The following is a 20,380-nucleotide window of genomic DNA, read 5'->3' on the forward strand; positions in this document are numbered from 1 at the left end:
GCCCCGTTTTACCCCAGATCAGAGCCGTATTCCAATCTCCCAGAATGACACAGAGTCGTCCACCAGAGGGCGCGCAGGGCGGCAGCGCTGCAAGAGGGTCGCGAGCCGAAGAGACACCCCTAGACGAGAGACGCACGAGCACGAGCACGAGCGCGAGCGGCGACTCAGGACAAAAACGCACGAGCCGAAGAAGCGACCAGCACGAAAGAAGCACAAACCCGTGGGACGGGGCCCAGCACGAAAGAAGCACAAACCCGAGGGTCGGGGCCAGGACGAACGAAGAACGACCCGAAGAAACGACCCCAGGGGCGAAGAACACGCCCCAGAGAGGCAACCCCCCGAGAAGCCGAGCAGGCGAGACGGAGAACGGCGGGACAACGACAGCCGCTCCCCGAACGCCGAAGTGGCCCCGCTCGACGAGCGGGGCCACTTCGATCACACAATTGCGGAGGTGTCAGTCCGCCATCGTCTTCGCGTCGATGACGAAGCGGTAGCGCACGTCAGACGCGAGCACTCGCTCGTATGCCTCGTTGATCTGCGAGGCCGTGATGACTTCGATCTCCGATGCGATGCCGTGCTCGGCGCAGAAATCGAGCATCTCCTGTGTCTCGCGGATGCCGCCGATGTTCGATCCGGCGAGCGAGCGGCGTCCGCCGATCAGCGATCCGACATGAACCTCCAGCGGCTCGGCCGGCGCACCGACGCAGACCATCGACCCGCCCACATCGAGGAGGCCGAGGTAGGCGCGGAGGTCGACCACCGCGCTGACCGTGTTGAGGATCACGTCGAACGACCCCCGCAGCGAGCGGAAGGTCTCAGGGTCGCTGGTCGCGAAGTAGTGGTCTGCGCCGAGGCGGATGCCGTCGTCCTTCTTGTTGAGGGTCTGCGACAGCACGGTCACCTCGGCCCCGAGGGCGTGCGCGATCTGCACCCCCATGTGCCCGAGCCCGCCGAGCCCGACGACGGCGACGCGGGTGCCCGGCCCGACGTTCCAGTGGCGCAGCGGCGAGTACGTGGTGATTCCTGCACAGAGAAGGGGTGCGGCGACATCGAGCTCGAGACCGTCGGGGATGCGCACGACGAACGACTCGGTCACGACGACCTGCTCCGAGTAGCCGCCCTGGGTGATTGTTCCGTCGCGGTCGGTCGCGCCATATGTGCCCACCGCGCCGTTCGAGCAGAACTGCTCCTCGCCTCGCTCGCAGTTGCGGCATTCACCGCAGGAGTTCACGAGACAACCGACGCCGACGCGGTCGCCGACGGCGTGCTTCGTGACCTCGGAACCGACGGCTGCCACGATTCCGGCGATCTCGTGCCCCGGCGCGAGCGGATAGCTCTGCGGGCCCCAGTCTCCGCGGACGGTGTGGATGTCGGAGTGGCAGATCCCCGCGAAAGCGATGTCGATCAGGATGTCGTGGGCACCGAGCTCTCGTCGCTCGATCACGGTCTTCTCGAGCGGTGCGGCTTCGCTCGGTGCGGCGTAGGCGTGGACACGGGTCATCGAAGACTCCTCGGGTCGGTTCGGGTGGGGCAGATCGACACTACGGGGTGAACCTGTGTCGTTCCGGCACTCGGATCGGTACCGTGGGGCTACGACTCCGGAGGGGAAGTCCTATGCGCCGATCATCCTTGACCGCCCGCCTGATCACGATCCTGATCGCTCTCATACTGACGCCGATCGCACTGATACTGCTGTCCATCGGCGGGCAGACGATGAATCTCACGTTCTTCTCGTACGGGTTCGACGGGTACATGGTGCCCCTGGTCGGGTCGCTGCTGCTGCAGGCTCTCGGTCTCGCGCTGCTCATCCTGGTCGTGCTCACCGGCATCTGGAGTTCCGCCGGCCTGATCGTCGTCGGCATCTTCAGCATCGTTCCCCTGATCGTCGCGGTGTTCCCCGTGACACTGTCGTGGATCATCCGGATCCAACCGCGGGACTGGGGCGACGGCCTCGCCTACGGACTGCCTCTCATCGTGCTGGCAGCTCTCGGGGCGATGGGAATTGTGCTCGCTCTCGTCCGCCGAGACCCGCGTCCGAAGGGCCCCGCTCTCGGCGTGATCGGCATCGTCGCCGCCCCGTTGCTGCTGACCGCGGGCGCCTGGGCGATCATCTGGGGCATCGCCGACGGCGCGCTCTACGCCCTGCAGCGATTCCAGTTCGACCTCCGCCCCGCCGCGGCAGCGACGGTCCTCGCCGGCACCCTGCTCGTTATCGCAGGCATCGCCGTGTCGAGGTGGTCTCCCTTCGCGCTGATCCTGCCGGCACTCGTGCTGCTGGTCGCCAGCATCCTGCTGATCGCCGCTCCCGATGCCACGTTCCGGATGCTGTTCCAGCTGCCGCGCGGCCTGAACACCGTGGTTCCGACCCTGCTCCTCTATGGAGGCGGGGCAGCGGCCGGGCTGCTGTATCTCGCGTTCACCGTCGTGCTGCTGCGCGTCAGGGCCCAGTCGAGGCTCGCGGGCGACGGTTCAGCGCACTCGGGCGGCACCTCGTCCGCACAGGCACAGTACGCGGCGGGGCAGTATCCGGGCGCGCAGTATCCGGGCGCACAGTATCCGGGCGCACAGAACTCTGAGTCGCAGTACCCGCCAGAGCAGTTCCCGCCCACCGCGACGCAGCATCCGCACCCGACGTCTCGCGGACAGCAGCCCGCTCCCGGCCAGCAGCCGCCTCCCGCACCGCATCCGCCTCAGCCCGGGTCCTGAACCCGAGAGCGTCATGCGGCGCGAGGACAGACGACAGACGACAGACGACAGACGACAGACGACAACGGCCGGGATCCCAGGATCCCGGCCGTTGTCGGTGAAGTCGCGAACTCCGCGTCAGCGCTTGGCGTTCTTCTTCAGCGCCTTCTCGAGCACCGGAGCGTCTCCGGATGCCGCGAGTGCCGCGTAGTACTCGCGTGCCTCATCCTGACGCTCGCGCTCGGCGCCCGAAGCGATGGGTGCGCGCACGTGCTCCGGCTCGTAGCCGAACGCGTCGACGAGGTCCAGCGCGTACGGACGAAGCCGCGTGCACAGCCGGTCGATGTACCGCGACACCGCGGCCGCGCGCTGCGTCGAGAGGCGCCCGTTGATGAGGTGCCACGCGAGGTGCTTCTCGATGAGCTGCAGGCCGAACAGGTCGCGCAGCCACGTGAGCACCTTCTTGGTGTCGGCGTCGTCGACACGGTGGACGGCGTCGGTGAACGCCTCCCACTGCAGCAGTTCGCCGTGGGCCCGCGCGGCTTCGATCAGCTCGGCCTGGTTCTCGTTGAACAGCTGGGCGCCGAGCACCTTGTCCTTGCCCGCCGGACGCAGGCGACCGGCCACGTCGGCGACCATCTGCTGCACGCGCTCGGCGAGCAGCTGGTGCTGCTGCTCCTCGCGCAGGCCGTTCTCGACCGAGCGCGCGACCTGCCCCAGGTCGACGACCGACTGACCGAACTGACGCAGCCCCGCACCGTGGAACACCTTGCCCGCGGTCATCCCGACGGCGAACTTCGCCAGCGCCGCAGCATCCTTGCCCGTGAACTGCTTGGCGTAGTCGGTGAGCAGACGCTTGCCGACGAGCTGCAGCAGAACGTTGTTGTCGCCCTCGAAGGTGACGTAGATGTCGAGGTCGGCGCGGAGCCCGACGAGACGGTTCTCGAACATGAAGCCCGCTCCGCCGCAGGCCTCGCGTGCCTCCTGCAGCGTGTCGAGCGCGTGCCAGGTCGACAGCGGCTTGAGCGCCGCGGCCAGGGTCTCGAGGTCTTCGCGGTCGGCCGGGGTGTCGGTGCGGCCCGAGAACACTCCGTCGAACTTCTGCAGGAACTCGTCGTGCGCGAAGATCTGCGCGTACGTCGTCGCGAGGCGCGGGAACAGTCGGCGCTGGTGCTTGCCGTAGTCGAGCAGCACGACCTCCTGCCCGTCTGCTCCGTCGAACTGACGGCGCTGGGTGGCGTAGGTGATCGCGATCTTCAACCCGAGAGCGGATGCCCAGCAGGCCGCGCCGTCGAGCGAGACGCGCCCCTGCACCAGCGTGCCGAGCATCGTGAAGAAGCGACGACCGGGGCTGTCGATCGCGCTCGAGTACGTGCCGTCCGCCGCGACGTCGCCGTACTTGTTCAGCAGGTTCGTGCGGGGGATGCGGATGTGGTCGAAGCTCAGGCGCCCGTTGTCGATGCCGTTGAGGCCTCCCTTGAGGCCGTCGTCCTCACGGCCGATGCCGGGCAGGTCGACGCCGTCCTCTCCGCGCAGCGGCACGTAGAAGCAGTGCACGCCGTGGTTGACGCCGTTCGTGATGAGCTGCGCGAACACGGTCGCGGCGATCCCGTGCAGGGCCGCGTTGCCGAGGTACTCCTTCGTGGCGCCGCGGAACGGCGTGTTGATCACGAACTCCTCGGTCTCGGGGTCGTAAGTCGCGGTCGTGCCGACGGCCGCGACGTCGGATCCGTGCCCGATCTCGGTCATGGCGAACGCTCCGGGGATCGAGAGGTCCATGACACCGGGCAGCCACTTCTCGTGGTGCTCGGTGGTGCCGAGCTGCAGGATCGCGGAGCCGAAGAGCCCCCACTGCACACCGGACTTGATCTGCAGGCTCGGGTCGGCGACGACCAGTTCCTCGAAGCCCGCGATGTTGCCGCCGTTGTTCTCCTCGCCGCCCAGCGACTTCGGGAACGCACGGTGCACGGCCTTGTTCTCGACGAGCAGGTGCAGCTGGCTGAGCACGCGCTCGCGGTGCTCGTCCTTGCCCAGTTCGTCCTTGCGCCAGAACGCCGAGTCCTTGATCATCTCGCGCGCCTCGCGGCGAGTGTCGGCCCAGGTGCCCATCAGCAGATCGGTGACCCGGGCGACGTCGAACGTCAGGTTCGCGTCAGCGCTGTCGGTGTGGGAGCGAGTCGTCTTCGGACGGACGGCGGCGTCGACCATGAGCATTCCTCTCAGAGGGAAGTAAAGATGCTTCCATGGTAGGTCTGCCACAACCAGGGGTGAACTCCCCTGTGGTCATCCTCCAACGCCGAGCGGGCACGCCGCCCCGCCGCATTGTCGTCAGACCACAGTCGGCACCACGCGAGGCCCGTCAGGCATCGACGGTCGCTCCGGGCGGAGGCGCGGTCTTGGTCTGCTCCCACCGCCGCTTGGTCCCGGAGCTGAGCCGGGCCCACGTGCGGTCGCGGATGAAGATCGAGTCGATCGCGATCATCGTGAGAGAGAACCAGGGCAGCCCCATGAGCACGCCGATGCCGATGTGGAAGGACAGGATGCCGATCAGGCCGATCAGCCGTGTCGGCCGGGTCAGCAGCATGAGCGGGAACGCCACCTGCAGGATGATCGAGCCCCAGGTCGCCGCGACGACCATCGGCCCCCACGTGGTGACGAGGTCGCTCAGCACCGGCCAGGTGCCGAACCGCGCCGTCTGCAGCGGGTTGTAGACCGCGTACCCCTCTTCCCAGGGAGCGCCGCCCGCCTTGTAGAGCGCACCGGAGGCGTACACGAAGCACACCTGTGCGGTGAGCGCCACGAGCGCGAGGTTGTGGAACACCGTGCCCAGCAGCGCCGGCTGGCTGTTCGGCGCGAACCATTCGCCGCTCTTCGCGCGACGCTTGGCATCGAGCGACCAGCGGGCGGCGGGATCGGCGAAGAACAGCAGCAGCAACGCGATGCGGAACATGTTGTCGCCCTGATCGCCCACCATGTCGTTGGCCTCGACGAACCCGACCCACAGGCAGAAGAAGACCGGCAGCACGATGCGGAAGCGCCATCCGAGCACGAACAGCACCGCGAGCACGCCGAGGAGCAGATAGAGAGATGTATAGAGGACGTCGTTGCCCATCGCCGCGTGGAAGGCGCTGAAGACCCAGATCTTGGGGAACTCGCTGACGGGCTCGACCATCTCGCCGTTCCACGCCGACCCGGATCCGAACGTGTAGAGACGGGTGCCGAAGTTCGCCGCGAGCAGGCCGATCGCCGTTACTCCGAACAGGATGCGCGTGACCGCGAGCCCGTAGAGCGCCTTCTTGCCGTTGAAGAGCCAGTCACCGACGAACGCCGAGATGCGATCGATGGCCGAGAGCACCATCGCCCAGAGCCCCGCGATCATCGACGACGCGAAGCTCAGCAGGCGGGTGATGAAGGATTTCGGCGGCACGGAGGCCGGAGCGGGTGCCGGTGCCGGCACCCGCTCCGGGGTCGAGGGAGCGGATGCCGGAGCGGGCGCCGTGGTCGTCGCTCGGGTGGCCGCCGCATCCGTGCTCTTCGCGGCATCCTTCTTCTTCGCGTTCGCGCGGGGCGCCGCGGTCTTGATCGGCGCGCTCACGGCTGGATCCTCTCGAACTGGGCGCGGAAGGTGGCGGCGAAGTTCTCGCGGCTCTGGCCTTCCTCTTCTATAGGCAGTCGCCAGCCCGTGGTCGAGAACGTCGGGTCGGGGCGCTGCGCCCCGGGGTCGTTGCGATCCGCATAGGGGACCACGTTCTGCCTGCTCACGCGGTACTGCACCTTGACGACGGCGTCGGCGCCCCAGATCGCGTAGGCGACCTGGGTGGCGTACGCGGTCGAGAGGTGCTCCTCAGCCATGTAGGCCTCGGTCGAAGGGTTGTCACCCTCGAGCTCGTCGAAGGAGCGCACCATCCACTCCTCCCAGTCGCCCTCGGCGAAGTCGAGACCGACGACGGCCTTCTGATCGGCGTTCAGCTTGTTGAACGCGTTCATCTGACCGCTGGCGACCTCGCTGGACTGGATGCCGGCGCGCGGCGGCATGAGGTTGTACCGGATCATCGAGAGCTCGACGTCGGTCGCGCTCACCCACCCGGTCTCGATCTCCTCGCCGTCCTTCTCTATGACGGCACGGACGTTGAAGTGGTAGTCCCCGTTGATCGGCTCGGGGGCGAACACGCTCCACGACTGACCGAACATGGGCAGCATGTAGCCGGCGAGGACCTCCTGTGTGGGGATCTCCCGCAGCGCCGAGTAAGGCGCGATCCAGAGGAACGACGCTCCCACATGCCACAGGGTCAGCAGGCACGCCGCGAACGCGATGAGCTTCACCCACCAGGTCGGGCGGGGTCGTGCCTGGGCGACGGACGCCGACGCCGTCTGCTCTTCCGGTGAGGTCTCAGTCATGGTGCTCATTCACATCCTTCTCACCGCTGAAGGTCGGAGCCGCCTCAGCGACGGCCCCGACCTTTCAGCGTTCGTGCACTGCGTTCTACTCCGCCTGGACCATCGGCCGACGGGATCGTGCGATCCGCGTCGCCCCCAGTCCGAGCATCAGCAGCAGGGCCGCCAGAGCGATCCATCCGCCCTGGATCTCGCCACCGGTGGTGGCGAGGCCCGAGGCCACGACCTGGAACGTGGCCGCCACGCTGCCGGAGCTCGCTCCGGTCAGGGTCACGGTGTGGGTTCCGAGATCGGTGCTGGACGGGACCGTCCAGGTGAAGGTGACCGTGCCCTGCGCGTCGGCGACTTGAGTCCCCAGCGCGATCGGGGCGGAGGTCATCACACCGCTGACGGATTCACCCGGCGCGAACCCGGTGCCGACCGCGGTCTGCTGGGCGCCGCGCTCGAGAACCGGGACCTTGATCGCGATGGCGATCTTGCCGGTCGGGTCGGCCGCTGCATCCGCAGAGGCCGAAGCCTCAGCCGTCGCCGAGGCCGAAGCCTCAGCAGCGGACTCAGCCGAGGCGTCGGCGGCAGCCGATGCGGAGGCCGTCGCGGACGACGAGGCGTTGGCCGCCGCGGCCGCCGACGCGTTCGGGTCGGCATCGGCCGAAGCCGACGCGTCAGCCGCGCTCGTCGAGGTCGCATCGGTCTGCGCCGCAGCCTGGGCCGCGACCGCCGCGGAGGCGTTCGCATCCGTGGTGGCAGTGGTCGAGGCATCCGTGGAGGCGTCGTCGGTCGCCGCGGCCGACGCCGCTGCATCCGCCGTCACATCCGCAGCCGCCGAGGCGGTGCTCGTCGCATCGGCGAGTGCCGCCGCGACAGCCGCCGCCTCGACCGAGGCGTTGCTGTCGTCATCGGCCTGAGCCGATGCCGACGCGGATGCAGACGCGTTGGTGTTGACCTCCGCAGACGGATCAGCCGCCGCCGATGCGTCCGCCGTGGCGACCGCATCCGAGGAGGCATCGGTCGATGCGCTGGCGATGGCCGCCGCGCTCGCGTTCGATGCCGCACTCGAGCTGGCGTCCGACGTCGCCGAGGCCTCAGCCGCGGTGTCTGTCGACGCGTCTGCCAGCGCCGCCGCCTGAGCTGCGATCGCCGCACCGGCGTTCGCCTCGGAGGTGGCGTCCGCGGTGGCAGCCGTCGACGACGTGGCCGTCGCAGCCGATTCCGCCGCCGCTTCCGCCGCCGCTTCCGCTGCCGGGTCGGCCGCAGCCGAACCCTCGGCCGTGGCATCCGCGAATGCCGCGGCCTGCGCCGCCGCCTCCGCGATCGCATCGGTCGAGGCGTCGGCGTTCGCAGATGCGGATGCCGAGGCCGCCGCGTTCGTGTTCGCCGAAGCTTCGGAGGAGGCGGTGGTCGACGAGTCCGCCGTCGCCGCCGATTCCGACGATGCCGCCGAGTTCGCGTCCGCCGCCGTGGAGGCATCCGCGTTCACGTCATCCGAGGCATCCGCCTGAGCCGCCGCCTGAGCAGCCACAGCCGCAGAGGCGTTGGCCGTCGAGGTGGAGGTCGTCGACGCATCCGTCGATGCCGCGGTGAGCGCCGCGGCCTCAGCCGCCGACTCCGCACTGGCATCCGCGGCCGCCGAGGCGATCGCCGTCGCATCCGAGAAGGCCGCGGATTCTGCCGCGGCCTGCGCCGACGGGTCGCCGTCTGCGGTCGCGTCAGCCGACGCGGATGCCGAAGCCGCCGAGTTCGTGTTCGCCGACGCCTCCGAAGAGGCGTCCGTCGACGAATCCGCCGTCGCCGCCGACTCCGACGATGCTGCCGAGTTCGAGTCCGCCGCCGTGGAGGCATCCGCGTTCACGTCGTCTGACGCATCCGCCTGAGCCGCCGCCTGAGCAGCCACAGCCACAGAGGCGTTGGCCGTCGAGGTGACGTCGGTGGATGCGGTGGTCGACGCGTCGGTCGTCGCCGCGGCCTCGGCCGCAGATGTCGCATCGGCCGTCGCCGCCGCGGAGGCGGTCGACGTCGCATCGGAGAGAGCGGCAGCCTCTGCTGCCGCCTGCGCCGACGGGTCGCCGTCTGCGGTCGCGTCAGCCGACGCGGATGCCGAAGCCGCCGCGTTCGTGTTGACATCGCCAGGGTCACCCGCGGTCACCTCAGTGGTGTCCGTGTCGCTGAACGCACCCGACGTGGCCGTGAGCGTGTATCCCGTGCCCGGAACCGCGTCGGTGGGAACGGGATAGTTCGCCGTGAACGCACCGAACTCGTCGGTCGTCGCGGTCACCGGACCGCCGACGTCCGCGCCGCCACCAGGAGCCGTCAGCTGCAGCGACACCGAGGAGTTCACGGGCCAGCCCGTTCCGGTGACGCTCAGGTTGGTGCCTGCGGGAACGGATGCGGCCGCATCCACGACGACAGGAGCCGCCGTGACCTCGGTCGTGTCCGTCGCCGTCTGGGTTCCGACGCTCGCCGTGACCGTGTAGCCCGTGCCTGCGGGGGTTCCTGCCGGCACCGGATAGTCGATCGTGAAGCCGCCGAGCGAGCCCGTCGTCACCACCTGCGGTGTGCCGATCACGGCGCCGCCCGGAGCGGTCAGCTGCACTGTGACATCGGTGTCGGCGGGCCAGTCGGTGCCCGAAACGGCGAGGTCGGTACCCGCCTCGACAGTCGCGTCGGCGTCGACGGTCGCAGCCGCCGTGACCGCGGTCGTGTCGGTCGCGGTCTGCGTGCCCACGGTCGCCGTCACGGTGTAACCCGTGCCCGGTGTCGCATCCGCGGGAACCGGGTAGTTCAGCGTGAAGCCACCCGCGCCATCCGTCGTCACCGTCTCAGGACCGCCGACGTTCGCTCCCCCACCGGGGGCGGTCAGCTGCACCGAGACCTGCGTGTCCGCCGGCCAGCCGGTACCAGTGACAGGAAGGCTGGTGCCCGCCTGCACTGTCGCCGCGGCATCGACCGCAGCAGCGGCCGTCACCTCGGTCGTGTCGGTCGCCGTCTGGGTGCCTGCGGTCGCCGTGACCGTGTAGCCCGCGCCGGGGACCGCCGCGGCGGGAACCGGGTAGCTCAGCGTGAACGCGCCTGCACCGTCCGTCGTCACCGTCTCAGGATCGAAGGGGACCCCGCCGCCCGGGGGCGTGAGTGTCACCGAGACCTGGGTGTTCGCCGGCCAGTTCGAGCCGGTGAGAGGGAGGCTGGTGCCCGCCTGGACGGTGTCTGCAGCATCCACTGCCGCAGCGGCCGTCACCTCAGTCGTGTCGATCGCCGTCACCGCTCCTGCGGTCGCCGTGACCGTGTACGCGGTGCCGGGAGCCGCCGACGCGGGAACGGGGTAGTTCAGCGTGAATACGCCTGCGCCGTCCGTCGTCGCCGTCACAGGGTCGCCGACGTTCGCGCCGCCAGCGGGAGCGGTCAGCTGCACCGACACCAGAGTGTTCGCGGGCCAGGTCGTGCCGGAGACCGCGAGGTTCGTGCCGGCCTGCACCGTCGCCGCCGCATCGATCGTCGCGACGGGAGCATCCGTCACCTCGGTCGTGTCGGTCGCCGTCTGCGTTCCCACGGTCGCGGTGACCGTGTAACCGGTCGCGGCAGGAGTTCCTGCCGGCACCGGGTAATCGAGGGTGAACGAGCCGGACCCGTCGGTGGTCACGAGCTCGGGGCCGCCGATGTTCGCGCCGCCACCGGGAGCCGCGAGCTGCACCGAGACCTGCGTGTTCGCGGGCCAGTTCGTTCCGGAGACTCCGAGGTCGGTGCCCGCCTGCACAGCGGGTGCCGCGTCGATCGCCGCCGCAGCGGTGACCTCGGTGGTGTCGGTCGCATCGCTCGTGCCGTCTGTCGCCGTCACGATGTAACCGGCCCCCGGCGTCGTCGCCGCGGGGATGAACACGCTGCCCGTGAAGGCACCCGAGCCATCCGTCGTGACGGTCACCGGGTCATTGACCGCAGTTCCGCCGGCGGTCGTCACCTCGACCTCGACATCGGTGTTCGCGGGCCAGCCGGAGCCGGTCACCGGAAGGTTCGTGCCCGCCTGCACCGTGGGTGCCGCGTCGACGGCCGGGACGACCGCAGCCAGCTCGTTCGGGCCGGCCTGCGCGTGCGCCAGGACCACGGTTCCGACTCCGCCTGCACCGAGCAGATCGCCGACCGTGAGGACGAACGCCTCCTCGCTGTAGATCGGGCCGTTGTCCGGCTGCACGTTGCCGCGCAGCGAGACGACGCCGTTGAGGAGTCCGACGACAGGGTCGAGGGCCGTGATGATCGTGGTGACCGCCGTCGTGACCGTCGGGACGACCGTCGCGATCACTCCGGTCGGTCCGAACAGGGTCGCGTTGATCGGCGTCGTGAGAGCACCGAGCAGGGTTCCGACCGGGATGGTGATCGGAAGACCCGCGACCTTCAGCGAGATGGTCGCCGTCGCGGTGCCGTTGACGACGCTGCCCAGCGTCTGGTTCGGCACCGAGACCTGGAGGCCCGTGCCGATGTCGACGATGGTCGTCGTACACGTCGGCCCCGTTCCGACGAGACACACGGCCACGTTGATGTTCAGGGTCGCGGCATTCAGCGTGTTGGTGAGGGTGGTCTGGACGAGAGCCGGAACCGTCTCGAGCACGTTGCCCACGCGCGTGATCAGGTTGTTCAGCACGTCGGCCGACAGCACCTCCTCGTTCACCGCGAGGCCGTTGAGGCCGTGCCCCGTGGTGTCGGAGAGCAGCGCGTCGAGGTCGGCCTCGACCGCACCCGTGCGCAGGTTGACCGTGATCACTCCGTCGCCCACCGGGGTGTCGAGCACGGTGTTCAGCGCCGCGTTGACGTTGGTGGTGATCGCGATGTTGACGCCGCTGTTCCCGAGGATCGGGGCGAGCGCGGCGTTGAGTCCAGCGAGCGCCTGCGCGAGGAGGCCGTTCGGTCCCGCGAGCGTGGCGACGGCCGCATCGACGGTCGATGCGACGCCCCCGGTGCCGGTGAGCGTGTTCACCAGGCCGCCGATGGCGGGAAGTGTCAGCTGGAGGTTTCCGCCGGCGACGTTGTAGTCGCGCGTGACGGCACCGGTGCCGTCGATGGCGACCTCTGCGCTGATGGCGTCGAGTGAGATGTCGAGGTCGGCGACCGCCGAGGTCACTGCGGAGCCGAGCAGCCCCTGCAGGTTCAGCGACGCGTCAGCGGGGTATGCCCCGGCACCTGTGGTGTCGATGACTCCGGTGTCGCTGACCGCACCGGTCGCGGCACGCGAGACGCCGGCATCCGACGACTGCGAATACTGGTTCACGGCGCCGAGCTGCAGGAATCCGCCGAGCGGCACGCTGAGGCCACCGGGGATTCCGAGGTTCAAGGCGTTCAACGCCGTGAGATCGAGGGAACTCGTCTCGGTGACAGGCGTCGGATCGCCGCTGTTGCTCGTGGCCGAACCGTCGAGCTCCGCGACGTCGTCGAGCGAGATCCCCCCGAGCAGAAGGCTGCCGCTGAGGAATCGCGAACTCGACGCGGACTCGTCACCGGGTGCCGCAGTGGCCGCCGTCGGTATCAGTGCACTTGCGAGGATGACCGCGCCGACGGTCACGCCGGCGATACCCCCTCCGATGGCTCTGCGTCGCCGCAGAGTCTTCCCCCTCAGAAATTCCATTCGCCTCTCCCGTGATGCAGATGTTCCGCGTCACAAGGCCCTCCCCAGGCGTCGACACGAGTCGACCGAGCGCATGTCCAGACAGTATTGCGGGATCGAGATTGTTAAGTCCAGCCAACGTCCAGACTTCGTTCGGGAATCGTCATGATCTGAGACATTTCGTCGGCGCTTTCACTAACCACCCCACAGGTGCCTGCTCGGCGGCGGATCGGCAGGACGAATCGTCGGCCGGTCAGAGCACGCAGAAACGCCCCGCAGGTCGATGCCTGCGGGGCGTTTCCGTGCGCGGTCGGGTCGCTAGAGCGTGAGGCCGTGCCCGAACCGGAAGAGCGGATCTGCGGAGTCGAACGGGACGTCGGGGCGCGATGCCTCGACCGCGGCCATCGACCTCGGCAGGTCGAACGGCAGCGCGCCCTGCGCGCTCACGACCCCGCTCAGGACATCGAGCAGGGCGGCCGCAGAGACGCCCCAGTTGACCGTCACGGCCGCCGCCGCATCGGTGATCGGCTGGAGGATCGGCGGGCGATCCGCGAGCACGTCGACCACGGTCGGCACCGTGCTCGCCACCTCGCCCACGTGGGCGATCACGTCGTCTGCGAAGTCCAGCGAGCCCGCGTGGAAGAAGTTCTCGAACATGGTCTCGCGCTGCTCGAACGGCGCCTGCAGTCGGATGATCGCGAGATCGGCCTCCGCGGGGGTCGCGACGACCGTGCCGTAGGCCGCCGCGGCCTCGGCGTCGATCCCCTCGACGTAGAGCTTGATCCCCACGGCGAAGGGCAGCGATCCGTCGTTCGTCAGCACCGTGACGGATGCACGCTGAGCCGCCTCACCGGCGGCACGGAACTCCGCGCGTCCGACGACCTCGTCGGCGGCATCCTCATCGACGTACGGGTTCTCGAAGAGCCCGAGCTCGAACTTCTCGCGGAGGATGCGACGGGCGGAGATGTCGAGTCGCTTCTCCGACACCGAGCCGTCCGCGACGAGCTCGAGCAGCAGCTCGGGGCAGTCCTCGCCGCCGAACTGGTCGGCGCCCGCATCGAGCACCTTCAGCATCCGCTCGCGCGGCGTCAGGTCCTCGACGCCCCATGCCCTGGCGGGGAAGGGCTGGCCGAAGATCTCGGCGTCGTTGATCAGGCCCCAGTCGGTGCACACCAGGCCGTCGAAGCCGTAGCGCTCGCGGAGCAGCCCGGTGATGACGGACCTGTTGAACCCGAATCCGACCTCCTCGTACTCGGTGCCGACGGGCATGCCGTAGTACGGCATCATCTGCCGGGTTCCCGCCGCGAGGGCATCTTCGAACGGCTTGAGGTGCAGCTCGAACTGCCCGCCAGGGTAGACCTGCTCACGGCCGTACGGGAAGTGCGGATCTTCGCCGTCCTTCTGCGGTCCGCCGCCGGGGAAGTGCTTCGTCATGGTCGAGACGGAGCCGGGACCGAAGCTCGCGCCCTGGAAGCCACGGATATATGCCGCACCGAGAATGCCCGACAGTTCGGCATCCTCACCGAAGGTCGCAGTCTGGCGAGCCCAGCGAGATTCAGTGGCCAGATCGACCTGCGGGTGCAGCGCGACGCGCAGACCCACGGCCGTATATTCCTGACGCGCGATATCTGCGAAACGCTCCACCAGCTCGGGGTCGCGAGTGGCCGCGAGCCCCAGCGTCTCGGGCCACTGGGAGAAGGGCCCCGCCAGGATCGACGCGCCGGGGTTCTCGCTGAACGAGTGCCGCGGATCGGTCGACAGCGTCACCGGGATGCCGAGTCGCGTGTCTGCGGCGAGACGCTGCAGGGCGTTCTGCCACGCGGCGATCTCGCGTCCGGTGGGAGCCGCACCGAGCAGGTTGAAGTGGGTCATGTTCTTGACGTGCACGAACTCGCGCGCGCTCGGGGTCGCGAAGACCGGGTTCGCCTCGTCGAGGTCGCCGATCGCGATCATCGTGTGGAAGAACAGCCCCGCCTTCTCCTCGATGCTCATCTCGTGGAGAAGCAGCTGCACACGGTCGTCGACAGGAAGGCTCGTGTCGAGCCAGGGTCGGGCGGTGGTCACGTCTGTCATGGTCACTTGACTCCCTTGATGCGGTAGACGAGCACGGCACCGGCGAGTGCGACGAGCGCACCGAACAGGTACCAGGTGGTGTATCCGCCGAGCGGGGTGGCGGCTCCCAGGGCGATGATGCTCGGCGCGATCGCGGGAGCGATCGACTGCGGGAGGGCGTTGGCGATGTTGAGCACGCCGAGGTCCTTCGCCACGTCGTCGGGGTTGGGCAGCACCTCGGTGGCCAGGGCGAGGTCGACCGACAGGAAGGACCCTGCCCCGAGTCCGATGATCGTCTGCGCGACGATGACGATCTCGATACTGGGAGCGACGGCGAGGATCACGAGGCCGACCACCATGATCACGCCGGCGATCGCGACGAACGGACGGCGCTTGCCGATCTTGTCGGAGAGGAATCCGCCGAGGGGTGCCGAGATGGCCATCGCCGCCATGGAGGCGAGATTCGCGATCAGGATCGTGCCCACCGCCGCCTGCTCGTCGAGCGCGAACTTGTTGACGAGGTAGAGCGGGAGGAAGGTGGCGATGCCGGCGTAACCGAACATCACGAAGAACTTGGTCAGCCACGTCCAGCCGAAGTCGGGGTGCTTGCGGGGATTGAAGACGAACGAGCCGAAGAACGTGCCGATCGTGAAAGGGGTCGCAGGCTTCTCGGTGAGGCGGCGATCCTTGAGCGTCAGCACGAACACGACGACCAGGATCAGGGCGATCGCACCGGGAACCACGAAGCGCTCGAAGTCACCGGGGAGGAAGTTCACGATGAAGCTTCCGGCGAGGATGCCGATGGGAGTCGTGATGCCGATGATGCCCGAGACCTTGCCGCGGCTGGAGACGGGGACCTGGTCGGGCAGGGTCGCGTTGGCGGCGGCGAGAACCGCGTTCATGGACGCCTGCACAAGGCACCAGGCCAGCAGGACGACGAGCACCGAGGTCGCGGCGCCGATGATCACGAAGCCGCCGAGCCCGACGATCGCTCCGCCGAGGATCCACGGGCGCCGCATGCCCCACTTGGAGGTGGTGCGGTCGGAGAGGCGGCCGACGAGCGGGTTCGCGATCAGGGCGAAGGCGGCGCCGACACCCATCACGAGGCCGAGGCTGCCCTCGGTGTTCACCGGGTCGAGGCGCTGGATCTTGAACGCCATCGACACCATCACGGGGGTGAGCAGCGCCAGGTAGACGCCGAAGTTCACGGCGGCGAGTCCGGGGGTGTAGCCGCGCGGGGTCTTGAGGGGCGTGGTGCCGGGGGCTTTGAAGCCGGTCGTTCCGACGGCCGCCGCAGTGGCGGCCGATGACAGCTCTGTCATTGGGGGTCCTTTCGGGCAAAGGGTGCGCCGGTCCTCCGCGACTCGGCGTCGAGAGATGACGATACACGAATCTCGACCGTTTGGTAAGTGAATATCGACCGATTGGTAATGAGACAGAATGGGAGAGAAGGGGGCGGCGATGACGACTGCGGCGACAGGCTCCCGTCAGGCGCGCGCGGCCGAGACCCGGCAGCGGATCGTGGACGCCGCCCGCGAGCTCTTCATCTCGAACGGATACCGGTCGACGTCGCTGCGAGACATCGCCGCGGCTGCCTCGGTCAGCCACCCCGGACTTCTCGGCCACTTCGCGTCGAAGGACGACCTGCTCGCCGAAGTGGTAGCCGGGTTCGAAGACGACAACGAGAAGGCCTTCGACCTCATCGCCGCGGCATCCGAATCCGGTGAGCTGATCTTCGCCGACGTCGCCAGACGCAACGCGCGCACGCCGGGCTACCTCGAGCTCTTCGCCGCGCTGACCGGCGAGGCGTCCGCCCCCGATCACCCGGCCCACGAGCGGATGCGCGAGCGCTACGCGCGACTGCGAGCGCTGAGCTCCGATGTCCTCGAGGACGCAGCACTGCACGGCACCGTCGAATCCGCCCGCGACGTGTCTGATGAGACGACGAGGCACATGGCCGGATGGGACGGCCTGCAGCTGATCTCGCAGTATCTCCCCGACCGCGTCGATGTGGTGCAGATGCTCGAGGAGCGGGAATCGCTCTGGGCGCTCCCCGCCGGCTGGCGGGACTCCGATCAGCCCGCCCCCGTCGCAGACGCAGCGGGCCCCTTGCCCTCGCTCGACGGCACGGCGGTCGAGGGAGCACCCGAGACCGACCCGGGCTACGCCGTAGGCCGACGGCGGCGAGCGCAGATCCTCGCGGACGCGATGCGACTCTTCTCCCGCGCCGGATACGGCGACACGAGCCTGCGCGACATCGCCGAGGCCGTCGGGGTGTCGAAGTCGACTCTGCTCCACCACTACGCCTCGAAGGAGCTGCTGCTCAGCGCCGTGCTCTCGGAGCGCGACCGGTCGATCCAGGAGCGCACGGACGCGCACCGGGCGGAGCGGGCTGCCGACGTGCTGCGTGCGATCCACGAGGGTGCCCGCGTGAACGCCCTCGACGAGCCCGGTCTGATCGAGGTCTATGCGGTGCTCTCGTGCGAGGCCGTGCCGGCCGGGCACCCCGCCCACGACTACTTCACCGAGCGGTTCCGCAGGGTGATCGATCATTTCGCCGAGCTGTTCCGGCTCGCGCAGGTCGACGGGGACCTTCCGGATCACCGTGACCCCGAGCACGAGGCCGTCTGGCTCCTCGCGCTGTGGGACGGACTGCAGTACCAGTGGCTCTACGACCGCGATGCCGTCGACGTCGCGGCGCACCTGCGCGCGCATCTCGAGGACGTGCTTCCTCGAGTGTGAGCGTCGCGCGCGATCAGGCGGAGGCGATGACCGCCAGAACGCCCTCGCCGTAGCCGTCGCGCTTCTTGGCACCGATCCCGGTGATGCCGTCGAGATCGGCGAGCGAGGCCGGACGATGCTCGGCGAGCGCGCGCAGGGTCGCGTCGCCGAAGACCATGTACGCCGGCTTGCCCTCTTCGCGAGCGGTCTCGGCGCGCCAGGCGCGGAGCGCCTCGAACAGACCGCGGTCGCCGGCATCCAGCGCATCAGCCGCACTCGCCTTGCGCGCCCGTGGCGTGGATGCCGGTCGTCCGATCGTGTCTTTGCGCAATGGCACGGGCGTCTCGCCCTTCAGCACCCCGGCGGCCTGCTCGCCAGGGGCGAGCGTGCCGTAGTCTCCCTGCGCCGCGATGATGCCGCGGGCGAGAAGCTGCCGGACGACGCTGCGCCAGTCCTGATCCGAGAGGTCGGCGCCGATGCCGTAGGTGGCGACCTTCTCGTGCCCCTGCTGCCGGATGCGCTCGGTCGAGGCTCCCCGGAGGATGTCGATCAGGTGTCCGGCGCCGAACGACTGGTTGCGCTCACGCTTGAGCCGCACGATCGTCGAGAGCAGCTTCTGGGCGGGGACGAGCCCGTCGAAGGTCTCGGGCGCCTCCAGGCAGGTGTCGCAGTTGCCGCAGGGCTGGGAGTCCTGCCCGAAGTAGCCGAGCAGGTTCTGCCTGCGGCATTCGACCGTCTCGCACAGCGCGAGCATGGCGTCGAGGTGCTGCCCCAGGCGCATCTTGAACGTGCGGTCGCCCGGGCTCTGGTCGATCATGCGGCGCTGCTGCACCACGTCGCCCAGGCCGTAGGCCATCCATGCGATCGACGGCTCGCCGTCACGACCCGCACGGCCTGTCTCCTGGTAGTACCCCTCGACGGACTTCGGCAGGTCGATGTGGGCGACGAACCGCACGTCGGGCTTGTCGATGCCCATGCCGAAGGCGATCGTCGCGACCATCACGACGCCGTCTTCACGGAGGAAGCGCGACTGGTTCTTCGCCCGCACCTCGGCGGGGAGACCCGCGTGGTAGGGCAGGGCGTCGAAGCCCTGCGCCGCGAGATACGTCGCGGTCTGCTCGACCGACTTGCGGCTCAGCGCATAGACGATGCCCACGGAGCCCTCGGGCTGCGCGCGGATGAAGGCCACGAGCTGCTTGCGCGGGTCGACCTTCGGCACGATGCGGTACTGGATGTTGGGGCGGTCGAAGCTCGCGACGTAGTGCTTGGCGTCGTCGAGGCGCAGCCGCTCGGTGAGTTCCTTATGCGTCGCCCGGGTGGCGGTCGCCGTGAGCGCCATGCGCGGCACTCCGGGGAACCGCTCGCCGAGGTCGCCGAGCGCGAGGTAGTCGGGGCGGAAGTCATGGCCCCACTGCGACACGCAGTGGGCCTCGTCGATCGCGATGACGCTGAGGGTTCCCCGCTGCAGCAGAGCCGTCGTCTGCGGCGAGGACAGTCGCTCGGGAGCGACGTAGATGAGATCGAGCTCGCCCGCGACATACGCGCGCTCGACCTCGCGGCGCTCGTCGATCGACTGCGTCGAGTTGAGATACGCCGCGCTGACGCCGTTGGCCCGCAGCGCGTCGACCTGGTCGTGCATGAGTGCGATCAGCGGGCTGACCACGAGCCCCGTGCCCTCGCGCACGAGCGCCGGCACCTGGTACGTGACGCTCTTGCCGCCACCGGTCGGCATGAGCACGACGGCATCGCCGCCGCCGATCACGTGCTCGACGATCGCCGCCTGGTCACCGCGGAACTCGTCGTATCCGAAGACCGTGTGCAGCGCCTCGCCCGCACTCGGGTACCGGCTGGGCGCAGCACGTCGCGCCGGCGCAGCCGATGCGGTCTTCGCCTGCCCCACCGGCGTGACCGGGCCTGGGCCCCAGTCGAGCGGCGGCTCGTAGCCTGCACCCTGCGGCACCCAGTCCATGGGCTCCGGCGGCTCCGAGGGCTCCCACTCGGCGCCGTCCCACGGCTCGTCTGCGTACGGCAGATCCTCGTACGGGTCACGGGGAGTCTGCGGCATCCCTCCAGCGTAACGACCCCCGCCGACCTCGGCCCGCCCGTCCACAACTCAGCGGGCGTAGGTTGGACGCAGACACCCGAAGGAGCACTCGATGACCGATATCACCGTCACCCGCAACGACGACGAGTCCCGCTACGAGATCCGCACGGATGGCGCGCTCGCGGGCTACGCGGAGTACCAGCTGCGACCCGGGGCGATCCGCTTCATCCACACCGAGCTCGACCCCGCCTTCCAGGGTCAGGGCCTCGCGAGCATCCTCGCCGAGCGGGCGCTGACGGATGCCGCGGCGACCGGCGATGCGATCGTGCCGCTCTGCCCCTACATCGCCAAGTACCTCACGACCCATGAGATCCCCGGCGCGGAGATCCGTTGGCCGAAGAGGCCCGGCGACGCGCCGACGGAAGCCTGACGACCGGGCGCGGTCGCTCTCGAACGTCCTATTGCATGCAGGTGCCGTTGTAGTACTCGAAGAGGGCCTCGCCCGATGCCTTGACGTCGTCGTCGTACGCGGTGATCATCGCCGTCGGGTCATCGGTGATCGACTCCGCCGCCACCGTCAGGTAGCCCTTCCACGCCTCGAGGTCCTCGGCCAGCTCGGGCGTCGGCTCGACCTTCTCCATGAGCGCGAGCCTCGCCGTGACGTCGCCCTCGGAGTTCATGCCGGGGATCAGCGGAGAGAAGGCTGCGGCCGACGTCTGCGTGTCGTCGAGCAGCGGGCCGCAGAAGCCCGCGTCTCCGCCGGATGCGCACCCCGACAGCAGCACCGCCGAGGCACCGAGGGCGAGCACGATAATGGAAGAGCGTCGAGCGTTCATCCGCTGAGCCTATGAGTCCGCTCGTGCGACCGTGCGCAGACGCACCTGAGCGAAGGAGAATCG

Annotated in this window: 12 protein-coding genes; 3 read left to right on the forward strand and 9 right to left on the reverse strand. The window is 69.0% G+C overall.

Features of this window, described 5'->3' with window-relative positions; translation table 11 throughout:
- Window positions 1–454 precede the first annotated feature (454 nt).
- Window positions 455–1,501, reverse strand: a complete 1,047-nt coding sequence (locus ASF80_RS09075; protein WP_056310029.1) for an NAD(P)-dependent alcohol dehydrogenase — start codon at window positions 1,499–1,501, stop codon at window positions 455–457.
- Between the two features lie 113 nt (window positions 1,502–1,614).
- Here ASF80_RS09075 and ASF80_RS09080 point away from each other — a divergent pair, with 113 nt between their 5' ends.
- Complete coding sequence (locus tag ASF80_RS09080; RefSeq protein ID WP_056310031.1) at window positions 1,615–2,706, forward strand: hypothetical protein; 1,092 nt, start codon at window positions 1,615–1,617, stop codon at window positions 2,704–2,706.
- A gap of 117 nt (window positions 2,707–2,823) precedes the next feature.
- Here ASF80_RS09080 and ASF80_RS09085 read toward each other — a convergent pair whose 3' ends face one another.
- The 6 genes from ASF80_RS09085 to ASF80_RS09110 all read right to left on the reverse strand — a co-directional run bounded on the left by ASF80_RS09085 (window position 2,824) and on the right by ASF80_RS09110 (window position 16,038).
- Entirely contained in the window at window positions 2,824–4,893 is a 2,070-nt protein-coding gene (locus ASF80_RS09085; protein WP_056311947.1) for an acyl-CoA dehydrogenase, read from the reverse strand.
- 151 nt (window positions 4,894–5,044) lie between these two features.
- Complete coding sequence (locus ASF80_RS09090) at window positions 5,045–6,280, reverse strand: HTTM domain-containing protein (protein WP_056310033.1); 1,236 nt, start codon at window positions 6,278–6,280, stop codon at window positions 5,045–5,047.
- Window positions 6,277–7,092 (reverse strand): DUF5819 family protein, encoded by an 816-nt coding sequence (locus ASF80_RS09095; protein WP_056310036.1) that lies wholly within the window; start codon window positions 7,090–7,092, stop codon window positions 6,277–6,279. Before ASF80_RS09095 ends, ASF80_RS09090 begins: the two co-directional genes overlap by 4 nt.
- Before the next feature lie 76 nt (window positions 7,093–7,168).
- Window positions 7,169–12,685: a choice-of-anchor G family protein gene (locus ASF80_RS09100; protein ID WP_157521013.1), complete on the reverse strand. Its 5,517-nt coding sequence runs from the start codon at window positions 12,683–12,685 to the stop codon at window positions 7,169–7,171.
- Window positions 12,686–12,982: 297 nt separating this feature from the next.
- Window positions 12,983–14,737, reverse strand: a complete 1,755-nt coding sequence (locus tag ASF80_RS09105; RefSeq protein WP_056310040.1) for a glycoside hydrolase family 3 protein — start codon at window positions 14,735–14,737, stop codon at window positions 12,983–12,985.
- Window positions 14,738–14,739: 2 nt separating this feature from the next.
- Window positions 14,740–16,038, reverse strand: coding sequence for an MFS transporter (locus ASF80_RS09110; RefSeq protein ID WP_056310042.1), 1,299 nt, complete (start codon window positions 16,036–16,038; stop codon window positions 14,740–14,742).
- Between the two features lie 139 nt (window positions 16,039–16,177).
- Between ASF80_RS09110 and ASF80_RS09115 the strand changes: the two genes are divergently transcribed.
- Entirely contained in the window at window positions 16,178–17,458 is a 1,281-nt protein-coding gene (locus ASF80_RS09115) for a TetR/AcrR family transcriptional regulator (RefSeq protein WP_056311949.1), read from the forward strand.
- A 13-nt stretch (window positions 17,459–17,471) separates the two neighbouring features.
- Here the strand turns inward: ASF80_RS09115 and recQ are convergent, their stop codons facing one another.
- Window positions 17,472–19,502 (reverse strand): DNA helicase RecQ, encoded by a 2,031-nt coding sequence (gene recQ, locus ASF80_RS09120; protein WP_056310044.1) that lies wholly within the window; start codon window positions 19,500–19,502, stop codon window positions 17,472–17,474.
- A gap of 91 nt (window positions 19,503–19,593) precedes the next feature.
- On the opposite strand from recQ, the gene ASF80_RS09125 reads away from it, so the two are divergent.
- On the forward strand, window positions 19,594–19,911 hold the full coding sequence (locus tag ASF80_RS09125; RefSeq protein ID WP_056310046.1) for a GNAT family N-acetyltransferase: 318 nt from the start codon (window positions 19,594–19,596) through the stop codon (window positions 19,909–19,911).
- 28 nt (window positions 19,912–19,939) lie between these two features.
- On the opposite strand, the gene ASF80_RS09130 is transcribed toward ASF80_RS09125, so the two are convergent.
- Window positions 19,940–20,317, reverse strand: coding sequence for a hypothetical protein (locus ASF80_RS09130; protein WP_157521014.1), 378 nt, complete (start codon window positions 20,315–20,317; stop codon window positions 19,940–19,942).
- Window positions 20,318–20,380: the final 63 nt, after the last annotated feature.

This window comes from Microbacterium sp. Leaf159, assembly GCF_001423615.1.
Taxonomy (GTDB): domain Bacteria; phylum Actinomycetota; class Actinomycetes; order Actinomycetales; family Microbacteriaceae; genus Microbacterium.